Annotated in this window: 20 protein-coding genes; 9 read left to right on the forward strand and 11 right to left on the reverse strand. The window is 67.8% G+C overall.

Features of this window, described 5'->3' with window-relative positions:
* Nucleotides 1-198, reverse strand: a 198-nt coding sequence (locus tag ABD243_RS15225; RefSeq protein WP_344367289.1) for a WhiB family transcriptional regulator, incomplete at its 3' end; no start/stop codon positions are given.
* A 239-nt stretch (nucleotides 199-437) separates the two neighbouring features.
* On the opposite strand from ABD243_RS15225, the gene ABD243_RS15230 reads away from it, so the two are divergent.
* Nucleotides 438-974, forward strand: a complete 537-nt coding sequence (locus ABD243_RS15230) for a hypothetical protein (RefSeq protein ID WP_425547219.1) — start codon at nucleotides 438-440, stop codon at nucleotides 972-974.
* A gap of 26 nt (nucleotides 975-1000) precedes the next feature.
* Here ABD243_RS15230 and ABD243_RS15235 read toward each other — a convergent pair whose 3' ends face one another.
* Entirely contained in the window at nucleotides 1001-5380 is a 4380-nt protein-coding gene (locus tag ABD243_RS15235) for an FtsK/SpoIIIE domain-containing protein (protein WP_344367290.1), read from the reverse strand.
* 284 nt (nucleotides 5381-5664) lie between these two features.
* Between ABD243_RS15235 and glf the strand changes: the two genes are divergently transcribed.
* From glf to ABD243_RS15265, 6 genes are all read left to right on the forward strand, one after another.
* Complete coding sequence (gene glf, locus ABD243_RS15240; RefSeq protein WP_344367291.1) at nucleotides 5665-6852, forward strand: UDP-galactopyranose mutase; 1188 nt, start codon at nucleotides 5665-5667, stop codon at nucleotides 6850-6852.
* Nucleotides 6849-8840 carry a glycosyltransferase gene (locus tag ABD243_RS15245; RefSeq protein WP_116766830.1) on the forward strand — a complete coding sequence of 664 codons (1992 nt, stop codon included), beginning with the start codon at nucleotides 6849-6851 and terminating at the stop codon, nucleotides 8838-8840. The genes glf and ABD243_RS15245 overlap by 4 nt, the downstream gene beginning before the upstream one ends.
* On the forward strand, nucleotides 8841-9710 hold the full coding sequence (locus ABD243_RS15250; protein ID WP_344367292.1) for an ABC transporter permease: 870 nt from the start codon (nucleotides 8841-8843) through the stop codon (nucleotides 9708-9710). It abuts the gene before it with no gap.
* A gap of 1 nt (nucleotide 9711) precedes the next feature.
* Nucleotides 9712-10464 carry an ABC transporter ATP-binding protein gene (locus ABD243_RS15255; RefSeq protein ID WP_344367293.1) on the forward strand — a complete coding sequence of 251 codons (753 nt, stop codon included), beginning with the start codon at nucleotides 9712-9714 and terminating at the stop codon, nucleotides 10462-10464.
* Between the two features lie 181 nt (nucleotides 10465-10645).
* The gene (locus tag ABD243_RS15260; protein ID WP_344367294.1) at nucleotides 10646-12454 is read left to right on the forward strand and encodes a L,D-transpeptidase family protein; all 1809 of its coding nucleotides are present in this window, start codon (nucleotides 10646-10648) and stop codon (nucleotides 12452-12454) included.
* Nucleotides 12438-13166, forward strand: coding sequence for a hypothetical protein (locus tag ABD243_RS15265; RefSeq protein ID WP_344367295.1), 729 nt, complete (start codon nucleotides 12438-12440; stop codon nucleotides 13164-13166). Before ABD243_RS15260 ends, ABD243_RS15265 begins: the two co-directional genes overlap by 17 nt.
* A gap of 61 nt (nucleotides 13167-13227) precedes the next feature.
* Here ABD243_RS15265 and ABD243_RS15270 read toward each other — a convergent pair whose 3' ends face one another.
* Together ABD243_RS15270 and rfbA are read right to left on the reverse strand one after the other, a co-directional pair.
* Nucleotides 13228-15309 (reverse strand): DUF6541 family protein, encoded by a 2082-nt coding sequence (locus tag ABD243_RS15270; RefSeq protein WP_344367296.1) that lies wholly within the window; start codon nucleotides 15307-15309, stop codon nucleotides 13228-13230.
* A 78-nt stretch (nucleotides 15310-15387) separates the two neighbouring features.
* Nucleotides 15388-16257, reverse strand: a complete 870-nt coding sequence (gene rfbA / locus ABD243_RS15275; RefSeq protein ID WP_116766836.1) for a glucose-1-phosphate thymidylyltransferase RfbA — start codon at nucleotides 16255-16257, stop codon at nucleotides 15388-15390.
* A gap of 163 nt (nucleotides 16258-16420) precedes the next feature.
* On the opposite strand from rfbA, the gene ABD243_RS15280 reads away from it, so the two are divergent.
* Nucleotides 16421-17503 carry an acyltransferase family protein gene (locus tag ABD243_RS15280; RefSeq protein ID WP_344367297.1) on the forward strand — a complete coding sequence of 361 codons (1083 nt, stop codon included), beginning with the start codon at nucleotides 16421-16423 and terminating at the stop codon, nucleotides 17501-17503.
* Nucleotides 17504-17579: 76 nt separating this feature from the next.
* Here the strand turns inward: ABD243_RS15280 and ABD243_RS15285 are convergent, their stop codons facing one another.
* The 7 genes from ABD243_RS15285 to ABD243_RS15315 all read right to left on the reverse strand — a co-directional run bounded on the left by ABD243_RS15285 (nucleotide 17580) and on the right by ABD243_RS15315 (nucleotide 23996).
* Complete coding sequence (locus ABD243_RS15285) at nucleotides 17580-18473, reverse strand: glycosyltransferase (RefSeq protein ID WP_344367298.1); 894 nt, start codon at nucleotides 18471-18473, stop codon at nucleotides 17580-17582.
* Between the two features lie 17 nt (nucleotides 18474-18490).
* On the reverse strand, nucleotides 18491-19585 hold the full coding sequence (locus ABD243_RS15290) for an NAD-dependent epimerase/dehydratase family protein (protein ID WP_344367299.1): 1095 nt from the start codon (nucleotides 19583-19585) through the stop codon (nucleotides 18491-18493).
* Nucleotides 19586-19609: 24 nt separating this feature from the next.
* The gene (locus ABD243_RS15295; protein WP_116766840.1) at nucleotides 19610-20497 is read right to left on the reverse strand and encodes a glycosyltransferase family 2 protein; all 888 of its coding nucleotides are present in this window, start codon (nucleotides 20495-20497) and stop codon (nucleotides 19610-19612) included.
* A gap of 1 nt (nucleotide 20498) precedes the next feature.
* The gene (locus ABD243_RS15300) at nucleotides 20499-21002 is read right to left on the reverse strand and encodes a DUF2304 domain-containing protein (protein ID WP_344367300.1); all 504 of its coding nucleotides are present in this window, start codon (nucleotides 21000-21002) and stop codon (nucleotides 20499-20501) included.
* A gap of 3 nt (nucleotides 21003-21005) precedes the next feature.
* The gene (locus ABD243_RS15305) at nucleotides 21006-21755 is read right to left on the reverse strand and encodes a glycosyltransferase family 2 protein (protein ID WP_116766841.1); all 750 of its coding nucleotides are present in this window, start codon (nucleotides 21753-21755) and stop codon (nucleotides 21006-21008) included.
* 77 nt (nucleotides 21756-21832) lie between these two features.
* Nucleotides 21833-22774 (reverse strand): glycosyltransferase, encoded by a 942-nt coding sequence (locus tag ABD243_RS15310; RefSeq protein ID WP_344367301.1) that lies wholly within the window; start codon nucleotides 22772-22774, stop codon nucleotides 21833-21835.
* Nucleotides 22761-23996: a polysaccharide biosynthesis protein gene (locus tag ABD243_RS15315; protein ID WP_344367302.1), complete on the reverse strand. Its 1236-nt coding sequence runs from the start codon at nucleotides 23994-23996 to the stop codon at nucleotides 22761-22763. Before ABD243_RS15315 ends, ABD243_RS15310 begins: the two co-directional genes overlap by 14 nt.
* 87 nt (nucleotides 23997-24083) lie before the next feature.
* Here ABD243_RS15315 and ABD243_RS15320 point away from each other — a divergent pair, with 87 nt between their 5' ends.
* Nucleotides 24084-24848, forward strand: coding sequence for a glycosyltransferase (locus ABD243_RS15320; protein WP_344367303.1), 765 nt, complete (start codon nucleotides 24084-24086; stop codon nucleotides 24846-24848).
* Nucleotides 24849-24899: the final 51 nt, after the last annotated feature.

A 24899-nucleotide genomic window follows, 5' to 3' on the forward strand; every position in this document is an offset into this window, starting at 1 on the left:
GTCCTCGCTCATGCCGCCCCAGACGCCGGCGTCCTGGCCGGACTCCAACGCCCATTGCAGGCAGGTGTCCACAACGGGGCAGCGCCGGCAAACGCTCTTCGCTTCCTCGATCTGCAGGAGGGCAGGGCCGGTGTTTCCAACGGGAAAGAACAGCTCCGGGTCCTTGTCAAGGCAGGCTGCGCGGTTACGCCAATCCATGCTGATCAGTCACTCCATTCCTGGGAACTCGTTAAATGCCTTTGTGAAATTATTCACTAGAGGCTTCATAAGAAAAGGGCCCATTGGGGCCCCCTCGGTCATCTGGATTAAGCGTGTCATGTTAACGCTGTGTAAACAAGGGGTAATAGAGGTCAAAATGCCTCGAGACCGTGAGCGATGCATCACATTGAGTAGCGACGTCCTCACATCTAGACGACTATGTCCGGTAGTGTGCCAGTGTGTCAAGGCCCCCCGTGAACCCCGAAGATCCCCGCGAAAATGCCGCTGAAAATGCGGGCGACAGTCCAAGCAACCATGCAGGGGGGAATCCCGGCGAAAATCCCCTCCGGCGCGAGGCCGGCGACCCCGCCACAGCCGTCGTGCGGCCCCGCGCCGTCGTCGTCATCGCCGTCGTCGTGGCGCTTGAAGCCACGGCCCTGCTCCTGGCGGGCGTCTGGTACGGGACCCAGCTCGTGACCGGGGCACCGGTACTCTCCTTCTGGGGCGCCGTCTTCACGCTGTGCCTCCTTCTGGCGGCCTCCGTCTGGCTTTTCGCCGTGGCACGCTTCCTCATGCGGGGGTTCCGCTGGCCGCGGGCAGGTGCCCTGATAGCCCAGCTCATCGTCCTGAGCATCGGCTTCCCGACCCTGACCGGCGGCTATCCGCTCGCCGGACTGGCCATGGTGGTTCCTGCAGCCACGGCCATTGTGCTCCTGTTCGACAAGCGGGTCATCGCCTTCGGGTCACGGGCAGCCGGAGCCCCGCCCGCCCTGTAGCGACCCGCAGCCTACCTCCCGCCCGCTCACGTCGAGTCCTGTAGCGGCCCAGCACGTGCGGCCCTCCGTCCGGGGGATATGCGGACCGGGCCGCCGGTAAGTCGGTCTGCAGCCAGTTGGACGGGCGTCGCCCGGCCGTCGGATATGACGACAGCGCGTCCTGGCGGAGGATTCTGTTCCGGTTCGAACCGAACGCCGAACATGTCGCCGTCGATGAGACCCCGCGGACGAATCAGGACCGCCCGTCCCTGGCTGCGCGCGATGCCGGCGAGGGTTACGCGTTGCCCGAATCCGGGGCCGGAACCCGCGGCCAGGACCACACGCCAGCCCAGGCTGTTTAGCGTCGCCAGGTTGCTGTTGGCCTCGGGCGGGAGCAGATCAGCGTCATCTGCCAGCGCTATCGCAGTCCGGTCGAGGGTGCCAGCGAGCGCGGAGGCATGGACTGCGGACCAGTATTGGCCGGGATCGGTCCCTGGCTGCGGTGAGAGCCATGCTCCTGCAGGGTTCATCGCCGGGAGCGCGGCCAGCAACGTGCTCTTCCCGGATGCCGGGCCGCCAAGGACCGCAAGGACACCGCCGGCCGGCAGCCGGATTCCACACGGCCGGAGCTCGTCTCCGGCCACCCCGATGAGCAGTTCGGTGGCCGGGACCGGGACCCGTGCGGTCCCGGGCACTCCACCATCCACTGCACGATCCACTGCAGCAGACGCGGCAGCGATCGTGGACGCGGGTCGCACGGACGGCGCAGGCGGCGCACTCCGAGGGCCGCCCCCGGGAGCCCTGCAGCCGGCCAGAACCTCGTCCACCGTCACCAGTGTTGGCAGGGCGTCGACCCGAAACGGCTTCGTCGCGACGGCTCCGAAAACCTTGCTCCGCCCGCCAGTTGCCATCGGCTCGAACATCTGGGCCGGGTGCCCGGTTGCCCCGGGAACCGGGACGAACGCACCGAATACGGCGACGCGCCCCGGGATCGGCCCCAACGCCGGAAGCCGCGGCCAGGCAAGACGGCCCGCGTCGGTGGACCCCGCGGGAAAGAAGATCCGGTTTGGCAATGCGGCGAAAAACCTGGACGTCACGAGCTCGCGCTCGCCGGAGACCACAACAGTGATCCCGGCCCGGGGTCCGTCGCGCACGATGTCATGGACCAGGTCTTCGGCCCATGCCAGCGGCCCGGAACGGAAGGCCGACACCCAGGTACCCCAGGCGTTGAGCACCAGGACCAGTAAGGGCCGGGGGGAGGCCGCCGGCACACTGAGCCGGAAAGTGACTTCTTCCGCGACCCGTTGCAGCACCCTGGCGGCCCGTCGGAGTTCGTGCAGGCCTGCCACCGCGCCGGACCGGGGCGCCGCCGCGATGGAGACGAATGCACCGGTGGCGTCGAGGACGTAGAGGTGCGACTCCAGATTGCCGGCCAGAAGCTGATCGACTGTGAGGGCCAGAGTGGCGTCGCTGGTGCCGGCCCCGGCGCCGACGAAGCCCAGATGCCCATGCTTGTCAGGGCTCCAGCTCAGTTCCCTGACGCATTGGAGTTCCGGCAGGTCTACCCGGCCCAATCGGATCAGGTCCCGGTCGGCCTGCCCTGGACCCGGGTACGGCAATCGTTCCGGCAGGGGGTCCGCTACGGGCCGGCGCGGCAGCGGGCCGCCGCGTTCCTGCCAAAGGCCCGCAACGACGTCGATGAGCGGCGCGGCCACCTGTGCCGGCGTCCGGGCCGCGGCGCCGGAGTCTTCCTGCCGACCGGGGAAGCCGTCGGCCGCGAGGCCGGCCGTCTGCGGCCGGGTCAAAGTCTCCGTGACTGTGCGCACCGTGACTGTACCGTCTGCCGGCGCGTCCGTCCCGGACGTCATGGTGGCCGTCTGGAACTCCTCTGGGGATTGTGTGCCGCGGATCAAGAACGCCCGCCCGGGCCGTGCGATGGGGATGGCGGCCGCGAGGCCGGAGCCCATGACGTCGACCGATTCGAGGCTGGACTGGACCCGGAGGGCGATGCAGGTGGTGACATTGGCCCTGATGTCGGCGTTCAGGGCTCCCTGAGGGCGCTGGGTGGCCATGATGAGATGGATCCCCAGCGACCGGCCGATGGCAGCAATCCGCATGAGTTCGGACAGGGCGTCGGGGGCTTCGTCCACCAGGATCCTGAACTCGTCAACGACGATGACCAGATAGGGCACGGCCGGGCCGTCCCCTCGTGATGACTCATACGTCGCAAGATCCGGCGCATTCACCCGAGCCAGCAGCTCTTCCCTGCGCCGAACCTCGGCCCGCAATGAGACGAGCGTGCGCTCCACGTCGGGAGCGCCGAGATCCGTCAGCAGGCCGACGCAGTGCGGGAGCCCGGTCAGCGGGCCCAGGCCCGAGCCGCCCTTGAAATCGATGAAGAGCAGGTTGACCCGGTCCGGGGGATGACTGGCCGCGAGCCCGGCGGCGAAGGTCCGCAGAAACCCCGATTTCCCGGAACCCGTAGTCCCTGCGACCAGGAAGTGCGGGCCGTCCGCCTTCACATCGATCCGAATGGCCCCCGAGCTTCCCATACCGACAAGAACCCCCAGTCCGGCGGGGGAGCGGCTCCGGGCCCAGCGCCGGGAGATATCCGCAGCCGCGAGGGGAAGAACGTCCGCCAGTCCACAGCGGTGCGGGACGGTTGGCGGGAGATCCGCCGGGGTCCGCCCGGCGGCGTTGAATCTGCGGCAAAAACGGTCAAAGACGCCCGGCGGGACAAGATCAGGGATGAACTCCACAGGTGGGGCTTCTGCCGTGATGAGGGCGCCGGGCCGGCCGAGGACGATGCCGGGGTGCTGATCGGGGCCTTGTTCCGGTAGATACTCAATCACCCTCCAGCCGTATGCCGTGGCCAAGTGCCGCAACGTGGGCCGCGTTCCGGCAGCGGCCCGACCGGCAGCGGCCCGACCGGCAGCGCCCCGTTCGGCCGCGTCCTCATCGGCAACGTCCGGACCGGCCGCGGCACTGAACTTCCTGGCTTGCCAGGGAGCGTCCCAGAGGATGAGGACTCCGTGGGCACCTCCCTCCCCGGGGCCGCCAGCCAAGCGGGCTGCGGTGACAGCGTGAGTCGCGGACAACGTGACGCCGGGCAGGAAGCGCGCCGCCAACGGCAGCGTGTCCGCCGCGCCGTGCAGGAGCACACAGGTGCTGCCGGCGTGGGGGTAGGCGGCCAGTTGCAGGATGAAGGAGCGCAGCAGCCCGGCGGCCGCGGCCGCGGGCCCGTGGATAGTCACCACCGCAGACGCCGGGTCCAAGGTTAGGGGCGCCGGGCCTAGGGCCGGGGGCCGGAAGCCGGATTCGGGCGGTTCCAGCCGGATATTCGCCCGCTGATCCGCTAGGCCGAGTCGCAGCCAGATGCCCGGAGGCTCCCCGCGGGATGCGCCGCGTGGTGCGGAGGCCTCGGCCGCAGAAGTAAGAACAAGGTCCGCCGCGGAGGGGGCGGCCTGCCGGCGTCGGTCCCGGTCCTGCAACACCGCCGCCGCGATGGCAGCGGCGAGCCCGCGGCGCTGGCGCCGGCCCGACAGAACCGGGACGAGGACGGATACGGCAGATACCGCGGTAAAGGCCAGGAACATCCACATGCCGGTGAGCAGCGCCAGGCCGATGCCGGTCAGGAGCGGCAGCACCGCGGCCAGAACCACGGCGGCCCGGTGGCCTGGGGCAGCGGTGCCGCGGACAACAAGTGGCTCGGCCACGCTGCCGCCTGCATACGCCGTCAGGGAGGCCGCCGCAGCGTCCGGCTCGGTCGGCGGCCCTAGCCGGAGCGACATGGTGGAGTCGCCGCAGCGGATCGAGGACGCCGTGGTTACCGGCGCCGCCCGCACTTTGCGGCCGTCGACGCTGGTTCCGTTCGCGCTCCCGAGGTCGACGATCGTGACGGCCGAGTCCGAGACGTCCAGGCGTGCGTGCTCCCGGGAGAGTGCGGCGTCAGGGATCTGGATCTCTGTCCCGCTGCGTCCGATCCGGAACTGGCCCCGCTGCAGCGCGACGACGGTGCCCGCGCCGGGACCGCTGTGGACGGCGAGCAACAGCATGGCAGGTTTCGGGTGCCCGGGCCGGGGCCGGGATCGCGCGGAGGAACCATCGGGAGACGCGGTGCCGGCAAATCCACTGCCCGCAAGCCCGGAGCCCCTAGTGGACGGAGCACCGTCAATCAGCACGGCGCCCGGGACCAGGGGAGCGACGCCCACCGTCATGGCGGAAACCGGGGCTCCCCGGACAAACAGTTCACCTGTCCCGTGGCGCCGGGCGATGGCAGCTTCCAGATCTGCGCCGGTGCAAGGGGCTGGCATATCGACGGCGAGCTCGATGAGCTGCCCTTCCGTCGTCGATCCAGACCCGTGGGTGCCCTGCGTGAGAGTGCCGTGGAGGGCAGTGCCCGGCACGAGCGTGCAGTGGAAAATCATCAGGGGGCGTCCTTTCCCGCGTGGCGGCCCGCTTCCCACGTTAGGGGCGCGTCGGCTTGGTTGCGGCCGCGAAATTGGGCTATGTGGACAACCCCGGAGCAGGCAGCGCATGCGCAGCACCCGCGCCGTACGCGCGCAGCACCCGCGCCGCATACGGGCTGCAAGCGCGCCGCACGCGGGCCGCGCGACGCGGGCCGGGCGCCGACTGCAATGGCGCCTCGGGTAGGCTAGAGCAGCAGACAATGCGCAACATTGGGCTGCCCGCATTCGAATCAGGAGAGTTTGTGACCGCTGACCTCGTCATCGTAGGGTCGGGCTTCTTTGGCCTGACAATCGCAGAACAGGCCGCCACAGAGCTGGGCTTGAAGGTAGTCGTCATCGACCGCCGCCACCACATCGGCGGCAATGCCTACAGCGAAAAGGAAGAACAGACCGGCATCGAGGTGCACCGCTACGGTGCCCACCTCTTCCACACGTCCAACGACCGTGTGTGGGAGTACGTGAACCGCTTCACCACCTTCACGAACTACGTTCACAAGGTCTATGGCGTGCACAAGGGCGAGGTGTACTCCCTGCCCATCAACCTGGCCACGATCAACCAGTTCTTCCGGGCCAACCTCACCCCCGGCCAGGCGCGGGAACTGATCACCGAACAGGCCGGCGAACTGGCGGGCACCGATCCGCAGAACCTGAACGACAAGGGCATCCAGCTCATCGGCCGTCCGCTCTACGAGGCGTTCATCAAGCACTACACCGGCAAGCAGTGGCAGACGGATCCCAAGGACCTGCCCGCGGGCATCATTTCCCGCCTCCCCGTCCGGTACAACTACGACAACCGTTACTTCAACGACAAGTACGAGGGCCTGCCGACCAACGGCTACACGGCCTGGATCGAGAAGATGGCCGAGCACCCGAACATTGAGGTCCGGCTCAACACGGACTTCTTCGACGAGTCGCACGAGTACAGCAAGGACAAGGTGGTCGGCACCATCCCGGTTGTTTATACCGGTCCCGTCGACCGCTACTTCGACTACGCCGAAGGCGATCTCTCCTGGCGCACGATCGACTTCGAGGAAGAAGTCCTCGACGTCGGCGATTTCCAGGGAACTTCCGTGGTCAACTACAACGACGACGACGTGCCGTTCACACGCATCATCGAGCCGCGCCACTTCCACCCGGAACGCGACTACCAGACGGAGAAGACCGTCATCATGCGCGAATTCTCCCGCGCGGCGGAAAAGGGCGACGAGCCCTATTACCCGATCAACACTTCCGCCGACCGGGAGCGCCTGCTTAAGTACCGCGACCTCGCGGCAGCCGAGAAGGACGTCCTCTTCGGCGGACGCCTCGGCACCTACAAATACCTGGACATGCACATGGCCATCGGCTCTGCCCTGACCATGTTTGAGAACAAGATCCGGCCGCATTTCGAGGCCGGCGCCACGATTGAAAGCGGAGGAGTGGACGCATGAGCGCCGCTGAAACGACACCCGGCTGGAACCCGATTCAGCGGGTCATCCTGCCATCGACGGACCAGACCGACACCGTATCCCTCTACGTTGACGCTGGCACCGCCAGCGGCATCCGGCTCCGGGAGAATGACGAATTCGCCCGCACCCCCAAGCTGCTCGAAGACAAGCTGCAGATGTTCAGCTCGGAGAGCCGCGAGGCGCACTTCGAGGACCTCCTTGGCCGGCACTCCATGCGCGTGCGCTCCGGGGAGCAGATCTCGTTCGGCACCTACTTCAACGCCTTCCCTGCCAGCTACTGGCGCCGCTGGACCTCGGTGCGTGACATCCGCCTGGTCGTGGAGACGTCGGGCCCGGGAACGGTCACCGTCTACAAGTCGAACGCCCGCGGCTCAGTCCAGCGCGTCGACGGCAAGCACGTCGACGGCGACACCACCTCCACGTTCGAGCTCTCGCTCAAGCCTTTCGGCGACGGCGGCTGGTACTGGTTCGACCTGGCCGCCAGCACCGGCGACCTCGTCCTGAAGAACGGCGCGTGGCAAGCCACCGGTGGCCCCGCGACCAAGGGCCAGGTGACCCTGGAAATCACCACGATGAACAAGCCGGACTTCTGCCTGAACAACGCCCGCATCCTGGCGGAGAACGCGGAGGTCCTTGAGAACGTCAAGGAAATCCTGATCGTGGACCAGGGCACGCAGAAGGTCCAGGACCAGGAGGGCTTCGCCGCTGTGCGGGACGCCCTCGGCGGCAAGCTGCGGGTCATCAACCAGGCCAACCTCGGCGGCTCCGGCGGCTTCGCGCGGGGCATGTTCGAGGCCGTCGAAAACGGCAGCGACTACGCCCTGCTGCTCGACGACGACATCGTCGTCGAACCCGAGAGCATCGTCCGGCTCCTGACCTTCGCCGACCACTGCCGCAAGCCGACGATTGTCGGCGGCCACATGTTCGACCTCTACAACCGCAGCGTCCTGCACACCTTCGGCGAGGTGGTGGACCCCTACCGGATCGTCCCGGCCCTGCCGCATGCCGACATGGAGACACGGCACGATTTCAGCGTCGCGAACCTGCGCCAGACACCGTGGCTGCACCGCCGCGTGGACGTGGACTACAACGGCTGGTGGATGTGCCTGATCCCCACGAAGGTGATCCAGGAAATCGGGCTGTCCCTGCCTCTGTTCATCAAATGGGACGACGCCGAATACGGGCTGCGCGCCCGTGAAGCGGGCTTTGCCACGGTGTCGATGCCGGGTGCTGCCGTCTGGCACGTGTCCTGGATCGACAAGGATGACCTCGTCGGCTGGCAGGCCTACTTCCACGCGCGGAACCGGCTGATCACCACCCTGATCCACAGCCCGTACCCTAAGGGCGGCCGCGTGCTGCGCGAATCTTTCCAGTCCGACGTCAAGCACCTCGTGTCCATGCAGTACTTCACCGAGCACGGGCGTATCGACGCGCTGCGGGACCTCCTGAAGGGTCCCGACGACCTCCACAAGGTGCTCGGCACCAAGCTGCCGGAAATCAACGCGCTGAAGGCGCAGTACCCGGACGCCCAGCTGAAGGAAGACGTCGATGACTTCCCGGCGCCCAAGATCGGCCGCGGGCCGATGGGCGGGACCGTCGTGGGCCTTCCCAGCAAGAAGCAGCTGATCCCGTGGGGCATCAAAACGGTGGCGCGCCAGCTCATCAAGGCGCCGGGACCGGAAAGCGCCGAACGGCCCCAGGGCTACCTGGCCCACCGCGACAACCGGTGGTACCGGGTGGCGCACTATGACAGTGTGGTGGTCTCCAACGCGGAGGGCACGGGCGCCTCGTGGTACCAGCGCGACCCGAAGAAGCTCAAATCGATGCTGACCGAAGCGACCATGCTGCACGCAAAACTGTTCCGGGAATGGGACAGTCTTGCCGCACAGTACCGCCGCGCCGTCACCGAGATCAGCTCCATCGACGCGTGGAAGAAGACGTTCGAGGCGAACTCCGAGGACGGCAGGTAGATGGCTGGTCAAACCGACCAACTGATCAAGCCCGGATCCGGGCACGGGCTCCTGGACGTCTACGGCGACCGCTTCCTCCTGAAGCTGCTGGTGCGCAAGGAAATCAAGGTGCGCTACCGCGGCTCCGTGCTGGGCCTGCTGTGGTCCTATGTGAAGCCGCTCGTGCAGTTCCTGATCTACTTCGTGGCGCTGGGCATCTTCCTGAACCTTCAGCGGGGAACGCCAAACTATGCGATCTACCTGTTCTCCGGCATTGTCCTGGTGAACTTCTTCACGGAATCACTGTCCAACGCCACCCGCTCGATCGTGGACAACCGGGACCTGATCCGGAAGATCTACCTGCCCCGGGAACTCTTCCCGGTGGCAACGGTCTGGGTCTCGGCAGCGCACTTCCTGCCCCAGCTGGTGGTGCTGGTCGGTGCCTGCCTGGTGGTCGGGTGGGCGCCCACGCTGCTGCAGCTCGCCGCGGTGGTCCTGATCTTCCTCATGGTCGCCGTCCTGGGCACGGGCCTGGGCCTGCTGTTCGGCGCCATGAACGTCTATTTCCGGGACTCGGAAAACATCGTCGACATGATCGTCATGGTCGTCACCTGGGCTTCTCCGGTCCTCTACCTCTGGACGATGGTCGCAAAGGTGATGGGCGACTGGTTCTGGATCTACCAGCTGAACCCGATGACGGTCGCCGTCGAGGTCTTCCACTGGGCCTTCTGGGAACCGACGCTCAAGGCGGACCAGCTGGTCAACGACGCCACACCCCCCGGCATGCTGACGCTGTGGCTGCCCATCGCCATGCTGATCACGCTGGCCGTGCTGTTCGTCGGGCAGTTGACGTTCCGCCGGCTCGCCGTCCACTTCGCTCAGGAGCTCTGACATGACGCCGCAAGGCCACGTGGCCATCATCTGCACCGACGTCCGGAAACAGTTCGTGCTCCGGCACACCCGTTCCCTGAAGGAAGCCCTCGTCTGGCTCGTGAGGGGGCGCAAGGGTGACCTGTCGAAGAAGTTCCTGGCCCTCAACCACGTCTCGCTTGAAGTCAAGCAAGGCGAGACGGTGGCGCTCATGGGGCTCAACGGCTCCGGAAAGTCAACGCTCCTGAAGCTCATTTCCGGGGTCCTGCAGCCCGACGGCGGCACGGTGCGCACGCGCGGCCGCGTCGCCGGCCTGATCGAGGTCGGCGCAGGCTTCCACCACGACCTCAGCGGACGGGACAACGTCTACCTCAACGGCGCCATCCTGGGCATGACCGAAAAACAGATCGACGAGAAGTTCGACTCGATCGTGGAATTCTCCGAAATCGGCGAGTTCATCGACACCGAGGTGAAGTTCTATTCCTCCGGCATGTACCTGCGGCTGGCGTTCAGCATCGCTGTGCACACGGACCCGGAAGTCTTCCTGATCGACGAGATCCTCGCCGTGGGTGACGAGCCCTTCCAGCGCAAGTGCATCGCGAAGATCAAGGAACTCTCGGACATGGGGAAGACCCTGTTTGTCGTGAGCCATGACCTGGACCTCGTGGCCACCGTGTGTGAGCGCGGTGTGCTGCTCGAACACGGCCAAATCGTCATGGACGGAGAAGTGCACGACGTCGTCGGCGAACTCCGGCGCAGGTCCCTCGCCATGTAGCAGGTCCCTCGCCGTGTAGCGGCGTGCCCGGCCGGCTCCCCGCAGGCTGTCCGTTAGGATAGGCCCGAAACGGGGGCTCAGCCCCGTACCGGGGGATGCGGGAGCAACGATGACAGCTGTGGGGTCCAGCGAGCGACGCGGCAGGGGACCGGGGCCTTCGTGGCCCGGTTGGCTGCGAATCATGACGAGGGCCGTGGCAGCCGCGGCCGTAACCGGCATCGTGGCGGCCAGCCTCGCCCAGGGAGCCTCCGCGGACAGCTCCCCGCCACCGCAGCCCGCACCATCGGCCACCGCAGGCAACGCCGCCACCGCCAGCCCACCCACGGCGGCGCCGGCCACGGCGACCGCTGGGCCGGCCACGGCAACACCGGCCACTGCGACCGCTGGCCCGGTCACGGCAACAACACAACCGACGCCGACGGCGACGCCAAAACCGACGCCGACGGAGTCGTCACGCGCGACGGCAGAACCGACGCTGGCCGCTAAGGCGCCGACGGCGGCGCCCACGGCAGCTGCCGCGGAGGCGGCGATCCGCGTCCCCGGTGCCATCGGCGTCGAATACGAGCGCCTCGGCGGCGCCACTGGAGCCGCGGGCCCCGCGACGGCCGTGCAGCAATGCGGCCTGGCCGGCGGAGGCTGCCTGCAGACCTTCAAACACGGAACGATCGCCTGGAGCAAAGCCACCGGCGCCCACCTGCTGACCGGGGCGCTGGAGGACGCCTGGCTCAAGAGCGGCGGCGTCACAAGCTATCTCGGCTACCCGACCGGGGACGCCCGCTGCGGGGGAGATCCCCGGGTGTGCCAGCAGGCATTCCAACGCGGCAGCCTCTACAACGTGACCGGGAAGGGGACCTTTCCAGTCTGGGGCGCCATCAATGCCACCTATGAATCCCTCGGCGGACTGAACGGGTATCTCGGCTATCCGCTGGACGCCGAGACCTGCGGCCTGCCCGGCGGGGCCTGCACGCAGCGCTTCCAGCGCGGCGCCGTGTACTTTGCCCCCGGTGCCGGGACCTTCCCTGTGTGGGGCGCCATCAACGCCCGTTACCTTGCCCTGGGCGGTAGCCGGGGCTACCTGGGCTACCCGACGGGCGCCGAAAGCTGCGGGCTCCGCGGCGGTGGCTGCGCCCAGTCCTTCCAGCGCGGACGGATCTACTATGCGGCCGGCGCCGGGACCCAGGCAGTGTGGGGTGGTCTCGGACAGTTCTACGCGGCCCGCAAGGCCCAGGACGGCGCCCTCGGGTACCCGGTCACGGCCGAGGCCTGCGACCGGAGCGGTTTCTGCAGCCAGTCCTTCCAGTACGGCGTCCTCCAGTGGGTTCCGGGATCCGGCGTCCGTTACAGGCTGACCTCGGCCGCTTACTGCCCGGCCCTCAACTCCGGAGCCGTGAAGTACCGCACCGCCGGCGCCTCGCGGGTGTCCTTCGCGATTGCCGACGACTACAGGTCCACCCGCATCACCTTCATTACCTGCGTCCGCCAGCCGGACGGAAGCTACGCCAAAGAATGGGGCGCGCTCGGGCACGCCGGCGAGTCCGGCTTCGCGGCGCCTGGCGTCGCGACCGGGCCCACCTGGCAGGCGTTCTCCCCGACGGGGTCTTTCACCGTCACCCAGGCCTTCGGCCTGGGCAACCCCGGGACGGCCCTGCCGTACCGCACCCTCAATCCCTATTCGCGCTGGGGCGGCCGGCTCAACGCGAACTACAATAAGTACTTCGAGTCGAGCTCGGACGTTTTCCCGGACGAGAACATGTGGTACTTCGCAACCCGGCCGTCCCATGATTACCGCCAGGGCGTCGTCATCAACTACAACCGGCCGCCGGATGCGCCCATCACCATGAATGCGGGATTCGCGATTTTCCTCCACGGCAACAACCTGCCCACCTGGGGTTGCATCTCCCTCAACGACGGAGACCTCCTGCAATACCTGAGGACGGCGCATTCGGGAGACCGGTTTGTGATGGGGGTCGCGTATGACATCTTCAACTAGCTCAACCAGCCAGGCCGTTCCCCGGGAGGGTGAGGCAGCGGGCCGACGACACCCGGCCCAGTGCCCGGCGCGGCGCTCCGGCCTGCGCTACACCGGCCTGCTTGCCCTCGCCGCAAGCCTGGCCCTGGCCGGATGCACCGCCGCTCCGGCCCCTGCCCCGGAACAGTCCGCCGCCGTCCCGACGTCGGCTCCCACTCCGACCGCAACCTCCGGAGTCGCCCCCGGGAACGAGCCGTTGACGCACGACGGCCGCACTGTGGCGCCGTCGACGGGCGACCGTTGCGCGCAGCCGGCGCTGCCCGATGTCCGGCGTGTGCTGGGGGCTGTGGCCGCCAACGTTCAGCCGGCGGAAGCCCAGGCGTCCTCGAAGGACGGCGTTGCCGACGTCGTCTGCACGTTCGCACTGGCCCCCGTCGGTGCCGGAGAGGCCGCCGATGTGGGGAATGCGCTTCTTGTGGCCAGGACCACCGCGCCGGACCAGGCTGCGCTGGACGGACTCGGACTGCCCCGGCTGATGATGTCTCCCGAGCCCGTCCCGGACTTGGGGGCCAAGGCGTGGTACTCGGTCAACCGCCTCAGCGGGACTACGGAATATGTCCTTGAGGCAGCGAACGGTTTGACCGTGGTGCGGGTAACCGTTGCCCTCCCGGCCGATGCGGCCGAGCCGGAGAACCTGAAAGCCGAACTCGCCGAACTCGCCAAGCTCAGCTAGGCGGCACTCATTTAGCGGGCCGCATTCCAGGGACTCGTGTCCGGACCCACTTTCCCGGGACTCATGTGCCCCTGCAGGCTGTCACTTCGTAAAGCCGTGCGCCGCCTTCTGCCAGTACGAGCCGGACGGCCAGCGAGTTGTTGAGGTTCTCCAGTCCCGGGAAGGGATGATCGCCGAAGTGGACTTCATTGGCGCCAAAGTCCAGGACGTAGCGGACGCCCGTCGCCTTCAACGCGGCACAGACGTCAGGATCGGTGTCGGCGTTGCGGAGGTTCCGGTTGAGGATGTCGACGGCGGCCGTGTTGGCCGTCAGAATGTGTTTGGCGGTGGTCTCGCGGTGGGCCAGGGCATAGGCCAGGGCACCGCCGGTCCACGGGTTCACGGCGATGGCGTCGCCCTCGGGAACAATCCCGTCCAGCCGGTCAATGATCTTCTGTTCGTCCGTGGAGATGAGCAGCGAATGGTCGGTTTCGAGGTAGTTCATCCGGGCCGAACCGATGGCGGCCCTCATCGAGGGAACCTGGGACGCAACCACGGCAAGCGCCAGTACGCCGCAGATGGCGGTGAAGGCAATCCTGCTGCCGCGGCCGGCCCCTGTCTTTTCCTTGGCTGCACTGTCCGTCTCTGCCGGGCGCGACGCTGCCAGCCGGTCAAGCCTGCGGCGCAGCCAGACGGCGAAAGAATCGACGCCGACGGCGGCAAACGGCAGGGCCGTTAGCGGCAGGAGCGCCGCGAGCCTGTTGCTGTCGTTGTACCAGACGCCGGTCAGGGCGCTGCGCAGATCGCCCTTCAGGGTGCCGGAGACGACCACGTACAGCACACCGGTGATGACAAAGGCTGCGATCATCCATGTCCCGCCGCCGCGCCGCCAGCACACGTAGAGTCCGATCAGCATGAGCACGCTGACGCCGATCGCAGCCGGGCGGTCGATCGCGGCGTTGGCGACAACGTCCCACACGGCACCCCGGGGCGTTTGCACGGGTTCCCAGAATGCGGCATCTTCCGGCGGCCGGATATTGGTCCACAGCAGATAGAGGGCCACCGCACCGGCGCCCAGGCCCAGGCTGGCAAGGAGCCGGACGTTCCGGTGGCGGGCCCGGTAACCGTGGTCGGCGGCCAAACGGGCGTAGGCCTGCAGGACGATCGGAACCGAGAGCGCCAGGAGCGACATGAAGCCGTTCGGATGGGCAAGGGCAAGTCCCGGAAGGATCAGCAGCGGCAGCGTGAACCGCGGCATCGGCGGCCACTGAAGATCGCGCGCGACCCGGAACAGCAGGGCAATGCTGGCCAGGACGGCCGGGAGCATGCTGATGGCCAGGAAATTCGGGTACAGCACGCCGAAATCCAGCAGCAGGAGCGGGAACGGCGCGAACAGTGCGGATAGGATCGCGGCAGCGCCGACGGCCACCGGCCGGTTGCCCGCCACTGTCCGTGTCAGCATCATGCAGCCCAGCGGCCACACCACTGCGGCCACTGCCATGTTCAGCACGTTCACGGCCGCCGTAATCGGCAGGCCTGTCAGTTGGACGAGGGCCGCGGCCAGGCCGTGCCAGGCGGCGGGATAGAAGTAGGGCGCCGCGTCGCCGCTGGTCATCTTCGACATCGACAGCGAGGACGCGTTGCCGGTATCGAGAATGTATCGCACCCCGTTGAGGTGGAACACGTTGTCGAATGTCTGGGAGAAGCTTTCCGGAGTGCCGAAAACGACTGCGAGTTCAAGCAGGATCAGCGCCGCCCCCGCGACGAAGGCCGCTGCAACCCAGACGTCGCTGCGGGGCCGGCCTGCCTTAGGGTGCTGCGCGTCGGCGGGCGAAGTTCCCGCGGGGCATGCCCCGAGGGAGGCGGTGGTCAGGGTGTGCCGCAGGCTTCTGCCCGGGTGCAGGCGCCGGAGCGCGAAGAATCGGATGCCGAAGAGCAGGGCGGCGAGCAGGATGCCCCCGGCCAGCACGGCAGCGGGCGACCACGGGATGTGCGCGAACGGCAGGACCACGGCGAGGACCGCTGCAATGGAAATTGTGACCGGTCCTGCCAGGGCGGCCGCGGACAGCCGCCGCAGGCCCAGGCTCAGTGTCACGAGGCCGCCGGGCAGCAGGAGGAACAGCGCTGCCTCGAGCAGGTACGGCAGCGTCTGGAACCAGGTCAACGTTTCAGCTTCGAAGAAATGCGGGCACCGGCAGGTGCCGGCCCGCCGCAGGCGGGCGCGTCAGGACAGGCGGGCACGTCAGATGGTCTGGTCCAGCAGTCCCAGCAGATAGGCTCCGTAGCCGCTCTTGACCAGGGGCTCCGCGCGCTGGCGAAGTTCGTCGTCGGTCAGGAAGCCCAGCCGCCAGGCGATCTCTTCCGGGGCGCCGATCTTCAGTCCCTGGCGGTTTTCCACGGTGCGGATGAAGTTGGAGGCGTCGCTGAGGTCATCGAAGGTTCCGGTGTCCAGCCAGGCTGTGCCGCGGGGGAGGATCTCCACGTGCAGCTTGCCGCGCTCGAGGTAGGTCCGGTTGACGTCGGTGATTTCGAGTTCACCGCGGGCCGAGGGCTTGAGGTTCTTGGCGATTTCGATGACGTCGTTGTCGTAGAAGTACAGGCCCGGCACGGCGTAGTGGCTGCGCGGCTTTTCGGGCTTCTCTTCCAGCGAGAGGGCCTTGCCGTCGTCGTCGAATTCCACAACGCCGTAGGCCTTCGGATCGCGGACCCAGTAGCCGAACACCGCGCCGCCGTCGATGTCGGCGTGCCGGCGCAGCTGCGTGCCCATGCCCTGGCCGTAGAAGATGTTGTCACCGAGGACCAGCGCCACGGTCTCGTTGCCGATGTGCTCGGCACCCAGCACGAACGCCTGGGCCAGGCCGTCCGGCGAAGGCTGCTGGATGTACGTGAGGTTGACGCCGAACTGGGAACCGTCGCCCAGGAGCCGCTGGAACTGCTCCGCGTCATGGGGCGTGGTGATAATGAGGATGTCCCGGATGCCCGCAAGGATCAGCGTGGACAAGGGGTAGTAGATCATCGGCTTGTCGTAGACGGGGACGAGCTGCTTGCTGATGCCCAGGGTGATGGGGTGAAGCCGGGAGCCGGTACCGCCGGCCAGGATTATTCCACGCATAGGCCCAATCCTTCCGTACCTTGGCCGGTGACAGCAAACCAGGTGCCCGTTCCGGCGCGCGCAACGCGTGCTCAAGAGCGCACCCAGGGCAACCGGCGCCCGGGGTGCGGGGCCCTGCAAGGTAGAATTGTGGGTCTGGACTACGTGATGAAGGATGCCGGAATTGAGCGCAGCTGTACTGACACCCAAGGCAAAGCCGGCCCCGGCAGTGGGGAGCCGGCTGGACCCGCGGAAGAACAGCTTGAACCTCATCAGGCTGGTTCTCGCCTTCATGGTCCTGCTTGCCCATAGCTGGCACATCGTCGGCGCCGGCAACGGCTGGGGGTTCCGCGGCGAAAACCTTGGCGGCTGGGCGGTGGCCGGGTTCTTCGGCATCAGTGGTTACCTGATTACGGCCAGCCGCTTTGGCAGCGGGATCGGCCGGTACCTGGTGCACCGTGTCGCCCGGATCTTCCCGGGGTTCATTGTCTGCCTGATCGTCATGGCCTTCGGCTTCGCCCCGATCGCCTACGTGATCCAGCACGGCTCTCTGCACGGCTTCATGCAGACGCCCACTACGCCTTTGAATTCCATCTTCGCTAACCTGTCCCTGCGGATTGTCAGCTACGACATTGCCGGCACCCCGGCGGGCGTGCCTTATCCGGGGGCATGGAACGGCTCGCTGTGGACGTTGTACTTCGAGTTCATGTGCTACCTGCTGGTCGCCGTGATGGCGTTCATTCCCCTGGTCCGCAAGTCCCCGTGGCCGGTGGTGGCCGCGTTCATTGCCAGCGTGGCCCTGTGGGCCAACGTCGGCGTCCTCAAGCCCTACCTGCAGTCGAACCTGGACTTTGAACTCGCGGCACGCCTGATCCCGTACTTCCTCGGCGGCGCCGTGGTGCAGGTGCTCAGCAACAAGATCGGCATCCACAAGGTGGCCGGCCCGGTCTCGATCGTGCTGGCTGCCCTGTCGATCTTCTTCGTCGACGGCTTCGGCGGTCAGCTCGCCGCGCCCTTCATTGCTTACGGGCTTCTCTGGATTTCCACGTGGCTGCCGCAGCCCGCCGTTGTGGGCCGTCATGACATCTCCTACGGCGCCTACATCTACGCGTTTCCCGTCCAGCAGCTGCTGGCGGTGTTCGGCGCGTACCACTGGGGCGTCGCGTGGTTCACCGTGGCGGCCACGCTGTGCACGATCCCGTTCGCCGCGGCCAGCTGGTTCTTCGTTGAGCGCCCGGTCATGCGGCGGGCCAAAAACGCCGGCTGACCGGAAGCCACGTCCCGGGCCCGCATCCCATGAGCGGACCCCGGGCGGCTAGTGCCGGGCACCTAGTGCCGGGCGGCTAGTGCCGGGCGCGCCGCCCGGAGACTCCGCGCACGCCGTCCGCCATGCCACGGAAGGCGTTGGCCAGGCGGATCCCGCGGCCTGGGGCCAGCAGCGTGACGATCGCCAGGTGGCGGTAGTCCGCCAGCAGGCCCTTGAGCGTCCACAGCGGAAAGCGCCGGCCGTACTGGCGTGCGAGCAGGATCCGGTTCCGGAAGAGGTAGTAGTAGCGCCAGTCCGCGGCCGTCCTGATCTTAAGTGGCCGGCCCGCGACGGACACGTCGCGGCCAAAGACGTTGGCTGTGGCCGGGCTGCCCAGGGCATGGTTGAGCGCGGCGTTGGGGGCCAGCACGGTGCGGAGACCCGCGGCCTCGCACCGGAGGTGGAACTCGCTGTCCACGCCGTCGATGAACAGCGGGCCCTGGAAGAGGCCCACCTTTTCGAGGACCGGCACCGGCACCAGCAGTCCTGACTGGATGGGTTCCCCGCCGAGCTGGATGCCGTTCAGGACCGGGCCTCGGCGCACCGGCAAGCCACGGACCGACGCCGGGGCAACCATGCCGACCGGGACGCCGGCCCCGGCGGCGGCCGCTGCGGCGGTGAGAAGCGCGTCGACGTAGCCGGGGTCCAGCAGCGAGTCCTGGTCCATGGTCAGGATGTAGTCGGGCTTCGGGGCGGCCGCGAGTGCCGCGGTGATTCCCGCGTTGAGCGCAGCGGCGATGCCGGAGTTCTCGGCGAGCCGCACCACACCGCAGCCCAGGCTTTCCAACGCGGCCAGGATCCGGGCGGTGTCCCGGGGGCTGCCGTCGTCGACGACCACCACCGCGTCAGCCTGGGCGAGCAGCGCGGCGGCGTTCGCCAGCACGCCGTCGTCGGGGTTGAACAGGGAAACGACGGCAGTAGTCCGGGGCACGGGAGCGTCCGTTCGGGTCAGGCGGGCTGGACGTCGGGCTGGGCGTCGATCCAGGTGGCGAGCCGGTCGATGCCCTGGGCGAGGTTGTACTGCGGGGTCCACCCGAGCACGTCCTTCGCCGCCGTGATGTCCGCCCACGCATGCCGGACGTCGCCCTGCCGGTACTGGCCGGTGACATGCGGCGCGGGCGCGTTGTAGTGCTGTGCGATGAGCTTCGCGGCGGTGCCGATGGTCTGGAACTCGCCGGATCCGATGTCCATGGGCTCGCCCTGGACCGTGGGGGAGACGGCGCCGGCGACAATCGCGGAGGCAACGTCGTCGATCAGGATGAAGTCGCGGCGCACTTCGCCGTCCTCGTACAGCGGAATGGACTTCCCGCCCATCGCCATGCGGCAGAACAGGCTCATGATGCCGGTGTACGGGTTGATCAGGGACTGGCCGGGACCGTAGACGTTCTGCAGCCGCAGGATGACGGTCTCAACACCATAGGACTTGGCCCAGGCCTGCAGGACATGTTCCTGGGCCAGTTTCGTGGCGCCGTAGACGCTCACGGGAGCCGGGAACGTCACGGAGGCCTTCATCGGCAGCGGGGTGGCGCCGGGGAAGTCCCACTGGGCCTGGTCCAGGGTGGCGCTGGTGCGCTGTCCCGGGTAGAAGGCCTTGCCGGCGGCGTCGCTCCAGGCACCCTCGCCGTACACGGCGCGGCTGGAGGACAGCACGATCCTGCGCGGAAGTTTGCCGTGGCGGTTGAGCCCGTCCAGCAGCTGCGACGTGCCCACCACGTTAACGTGCGTGTGCCGGGTGGACTCTTCGAGCGACTGGCCCGTTCCGGTCTCAGCAGCCAGGTGGATGACGACGTCGGGGGAGTGCTGCGCCAGGACCGTGTCCCACGTCTGGGCCTCGGCGACGTCGGCAACGATCAGTTCCGCCCGAGCGTCAAGCTCCGCCGGACGCTCGCCCGTGGCATGGATCTGCGGGTGGAGGCTGTCCACCACGACTACGCGGTCGAAAGCGTCGGCGAGGGCGGCGGAAATGGCGCAGCCAATGAAACCGGCGCCGCCGGTGACAAGGACGGTTCCGCCTGGGCGTGCGGAGGTTTCGGAAGAAGTCACAGCGGACCTTTCGTTGCGGGGCGTTTACTTGCCGAAGGAGTGGCGCACGAGCGCGCTGACGGCTGTGGAGTTGCGGTCCAGGACGGCCTGGGGAAGCAGAGAGAGGGCATGCGCCCGGGACGTGAGCCTGAGCTTGGCGGCGCGCTTGGCCCGGCGCCAGCCGAGAGCGTCGGCCTGCTCCGCGGACAGGGCGAAGTATTCGCGTTCGCCGGCGAATCGTGAACCGTCAACGAGCTTGGTCGAGGAGGCGCTGTTGGAGTGCCGGCGGTACTGGAAGCACACCGTGGGCTCGATCAGCAGCTGATCGCCCTTGTAGATCATGTCCATGATGAGGGCGAGGTCCTGGATGATCGGGAACCCGTCCCGGAAGTCCACTTCGCGGATCTTGTCGGTCCGGAACGCGAGGGAGGGCCAGTACAGCCAGTCCCCGTGCATGAGGTTGCTGGCAATGGCCTCACCGGCGATGAGCTGCTTGCCTTGTCCCCTGGGACGGACGATCTTCTGCTTCACGGAGTCCGCCAGCGTGGCCACCACCTGGCTCTGTTCATCGATGACCTGGACCCCCGGCTGGATGATCGCCGCGTCGGGGAAGCGCCGATGGGCGGCCAGGATCACATCAACGTAGTTCGGCAGCAGGACATCGTCGCAGCCCAGGATGACCATGACCTCCTGGGTGGCCATCCCGACGCACGTGCGGTAGTTCTCGGTGATGCCGGCATTGACGTCTTTGCGGATGTAGCGGACTCGCTCATCCTGGATCCCGGCCATGTACTCGGCAATGTCCGTCCCGGGGTAGGCGTCGTCCACGACGGTCAGGAGCCAGTCGCCGTTGTCCTGGGCCAGGACGCTGCGGACGGTTTCCTTCATGTAGCCGGGGTCGCCCCAGTAGGGAATGAAAATATCGAGGGGCATCTTAGGATTCCGTGCTTTCGGCGGGACGGTCGGTGACGTGCGCGCGGGCCTGGGCCGCCGGCGCGGCCTCACCCGCGAGCGGATTTCCAAGGGGATTCTTGCGGGAGTCCGGGAGGGGATTCGGGACCGGATCCGGGCGGCCCGCATCCAGCGCGGACAGGTGGCGGTGCTGCTCCAGGGACTCGAGCTGGGTGCGCAGGATGGCCACCTCCTCCGCCAGGGTCCGGGTTTCGTCCTCCACGACAGAGATTTCCCAAGACAAGTGCAGGCAGACGCCCAGCAGCATGAGGATGCTCATGGCGAACAGCAGGTTGGAGGGAATCTGGACGCCGACGAATTCGGCAACGATGTTCAGCAGCCGGGGGAACGCGGCCAGGACCAGGGTGGCGACGCCGACCACCAGCCAGAGGACGGCGTACTTCTCCCGGAGCTTTTTGCGCCGAAGCATCTCGATGACCAGGGCCACGATGGCAAGCGCCAGCAGGAAGGCTGCGATGTTTCCCATGTCCTAGGCTCCTGCGGGTTCAGCGGCCCGGGTGGCCAGGCGTGTGGGTTTCCGGGTAAGGGCGAAGAGCAGGGCGAACACGGACCTTCCGAGGTAAATGGCTGCCTTGACGGGGTTGTGGCTTGGCTTGCCGCCCTGGCGTGCCCGCATCTCCACAGGCACCTGCGTGACCGTGCAGCCCGAGCGGATGGCCACGACGAGCGAGTCGATCGTGTCGCCCAGGTATTCGGCGGGATAGTGGTCAAGGTATTGGGCGACGGCGCGCTCGTTGGCGGCCCGGAAGCCGCTGGTGACGTCCGTCAGGCGGGTCTTGGCGAGGCCGGAAATGACCTTGGCCAGCAGCTGCATGGCCCACTTCCGGGGGCCGGTGACCTTGTATTCGCCGCGGTCGGCGAAGCGGGCGCCGATGGAGATGTCCGCGTGCTGGAGGCCGGCGAGGACTTCGTCAATGTTCCGGGGGTCGTGTTGGCCGTCCGAGTCGACCTGGATGACCTGGACGTAGCCGAGGCGTTGGGCGTACTTGAAGCCGGCCCGCATGGCGCCCCCGACGCCGAGGTTGAACGGCAGGTTTAGGACGGTTGCACCGGCCGCTGCCGCCTCCTGCGCCGTCGAGTCCGTGGAGCCGTCGTTGACGACGAGCACGTCGTAGCGGGCATTCGTGCGGAGGACTTCCCGCACGGTGCTGCCAACCACGGCGCCTTCATTCCAGGCAGGCATGATCACCAAGACGCGCGGGGAGGGTAGGGCTTCCATATCGTCCAAACTATATCAATTGCGTGCAGGGTCCTCGCTGGCGGCGGCCGCCCGGGCGGCATCGGGCGCTGCCTGCTTCAGCGCAGGCGCCGTTCCAACTCCGCCGGGATCCGCCCTGTCGAGCCCCGGACCGCGTCCGTGAACCCTGCGACGGCGGCGCGCAAAAGCTTGGCGCGGCCCGGGCTGAAGGTGAAGCGCAGGATATGCGCCTTCAGTTCCTCCACGAGGCGCCGCAGCACCCAGCCCGGATACTTGCGCAGGTAGCGCAGGGTCAACAGCGTCCCGTTCCGGCAGATGTAGTAGACCCGGCTGGGCGAGTGGTAGTTATACGAAATTTCCCGGCCCAGGACCCGCACCGGCCGGCCGAAGAGCCGGCCGGGCTCGCGCTGTCCGAGGTCGTGGGCGATGTCACAGCCCTCACCCACCAGGACGCCGAGCCCTGCGGCACGGGTGCGCATGGTGAATTCGGAGTCGACGCCGTCGATGAACAGGGCCTCCTCGAAGGGGCCCAGCCGGTCCACGGTGGAGCGCGGGATGAGGAAACCGGACTGCATCGGATCGAAGGCGTGCACGAACCGGCCGTCGGTGTGCAGGACGGGGATGGGGTGGCCGCTGTAGGAGGCGGCCGTCACGAATCCAACGCCCATGCCGGCGGCGGTGGCGCGGGCGTAGGTGGCCAGGCCCCGCCGGACGTACTCGCCGACGGGCCGCGAGTCCTGGTCCAGCGTGAGGAAGAAGTCCGGGTTCCAGCGCGTCCGCGCCGCCGCGACGCCGGCGTTCAGGGCTGCCGCGATCCCGGAGTTTCGCGGTTGCCGGACCACCAGGGCGCCGGCGTCCGCGAGGCCGGCCAGCACGGCTTCGGAGCCGTCCGGCGATCCGTCGTCCACGACGACGACGTGCGCCACCTGCTGCTGCAGGGCCCGCACGGTGTCGGTCAGGGACGGATCGGGGCGATAGGCGGCGACGACGGCGACGACGCTGGGGGACGGATCATTCGGCGACGGATTATTCGGCGACAACGGGCTCCATGCTTTCTTTGGCGAGCAGTCGTGACCCCGGGATCAGCAGGGTCACGAACAGGATAGCTTCGCTCAAGGCCATGCCCAGCGCGATGCCGGGGGCGTTCCCGATGGACCCGGCGTAGATCATGGCCGCGACCCCGAATACGGCGGAGATCAGCGTCCAGCGCAACACGAGGCTCTGCTGGCCTGCCGGAATGAGCAGGTTCCGGATGAACGGGGTGCTGGCACTGAGGAAGAGGAAGGCGAGACCGTAGTAGAAGCATAATTCGGTGGTTGCCTGGGCCTGTCCGGCGAAAAGGAGGCCGCTGACAAACGGTCCGGCGACAGTCAGGACCGCCGCGCCGATCACGCCGAGTCCGATGTGGGACCAGATGGCTGCCAGATGGCGTCGTTTGCGGCCGGACGCCCCGCGTTCGAGGGTCCAGCCCTGGAAGGCATTGCCCAGGGCCACCACGGTGAACAGGCCGAAGCGGTACAGCGTGTCGGCCGTGGCCAGGCTGCCGGACGCCGCCGGGGCGGTCGTGGCGGTGGCAATCGGGGTGGGCGTGGAGGCGTAGGCGTTGCCGGCGAGGCTGATGCCCGCCGTCCGGCCCTGGGCCCCGAGCTCCCGGAGGGCGCCACGGAGATCGCGCGGCCACCAGTTTCCTCCGGGGGAGTAGGTCCGGTGAAACACGATGAGGGAGGCCAGGCTCATGGCGGCGACCAGGGCCGTGTAGTACCAGAGCTGGTGGCTGATCAGCAGCACGGGGACGGCCAGGGCGGTGGCGATGAAACGCGGAACGGTGTCGTAGACGGCCAGCAGCCGCGGCTGGCCCAGCCCGATGCAGAACCACGATGGCGACATCCCCGCGAACGTGACCGCCCACGCCATGGCCACGGCTTCCCAGCGGAATGCGGGAACGGCCACGAGCGCGGCGACGGCGGCGGCGGCGGGCAAGGTGAGGACGAGCAGCAGCAGCCGGGTCCGGATGCTGCGCAGGTAGACCCGGGCGCGGTCGGCGCTGCTGGCCGCCCGGGCGACGGCGACGGGCCCGTCCACGTTCCAGCCCCACATCAGGATGGTGGCGGCGAAGGTGCCGATTGCCTGCCCCGAGATGACGCTGGAGATTCCTTCGCCACCGACGAAGCCGGAGATGACCGGGAGCAGCAGGAGCGGGGTGATCAAGGACAGCAGGGGCAGAATGGTGAACCCTGAAAGTCGTAGCAGTACGGTTCTCATTCGAGCCGGAATCCTTGTTTCTTAGACATCGTCCCTCGATCCTACGGGATGCCCGGCCGCTGCCCGGGGTCCCCTAGGATGGTGCAGATGAACGATCAGAACCGGTTGCCCGACGTTCCGCTCCGGGCCAGCATCTGCATGGCAACGTACAACGGCGCGGAGTTCGTGGAGGAACAGCTCGCCTCGATCCTGGCCCAGCTGGGCCCCGACGACGAGATCGTGATCGTGGACGACGCGTCCACGGATGACACCGTGGCGCGGATCCGGCAGCTCGCTGATCCCAGGATCCGTCTGATCGAGGCCGCCGCCAACCAGGGGTACGTCCGCTCCTTCGAGCAGGCCGTGCGGGCCAGCCGCGGCGGAGCGATCTTCCTGGCCGACCAGGATGACGTCTGGATCGGGGGCCGGCTGGACGCCATGCTGGAAGCCCTGGCCACGCAGGCCGTCGTGGCCAGTAACTTCGATGTGCTCGGCGGGGGCGACCGGCCCCCGATTCCCCGGCTCCGCGCGGCCGACAGCGGCCGCCACCGGGCCAACCTCTGGGGCATCATGGTCGGCTACCGTGCCTACTACGGCTGCGGGATGGCCTTCCGTCGCGAAGTGCTGCCCAGCTTTGTCCCGGTGCCCGCGTACCTGCACGAGTCCCACGACCTCTGGCTCGCAATCCTCGGCAACACCGCGGGCTCCATCCGTCACCTGGACGACTCGACCCTGCTGCGGAGGCTGCACGAGAGCAATGCCACCCCGCGCGGCTGGCGTTCGCTGCGCGTCATCCTGGCCGCACGGGTGGTGCTCCTGCGCCTCATGGTCGAGGCCCGGCGGAGGCTCCGCGCCGCGTCGGCGCGGACGTAGCTTCAAGAGTCCAGCCGTGGACCAAGAAGGCCCGGGACCTCTGCGGTCCCG

It is taken from the genome of Arthrobacter humicola, from assembly GCF_039531445.1.
Lineage (GTDB): Bacteria > Actinomycetota > Actinomycetes > Actinomycetales > Micrococcaceae > Arthrobacter > Arthrobacter humicola.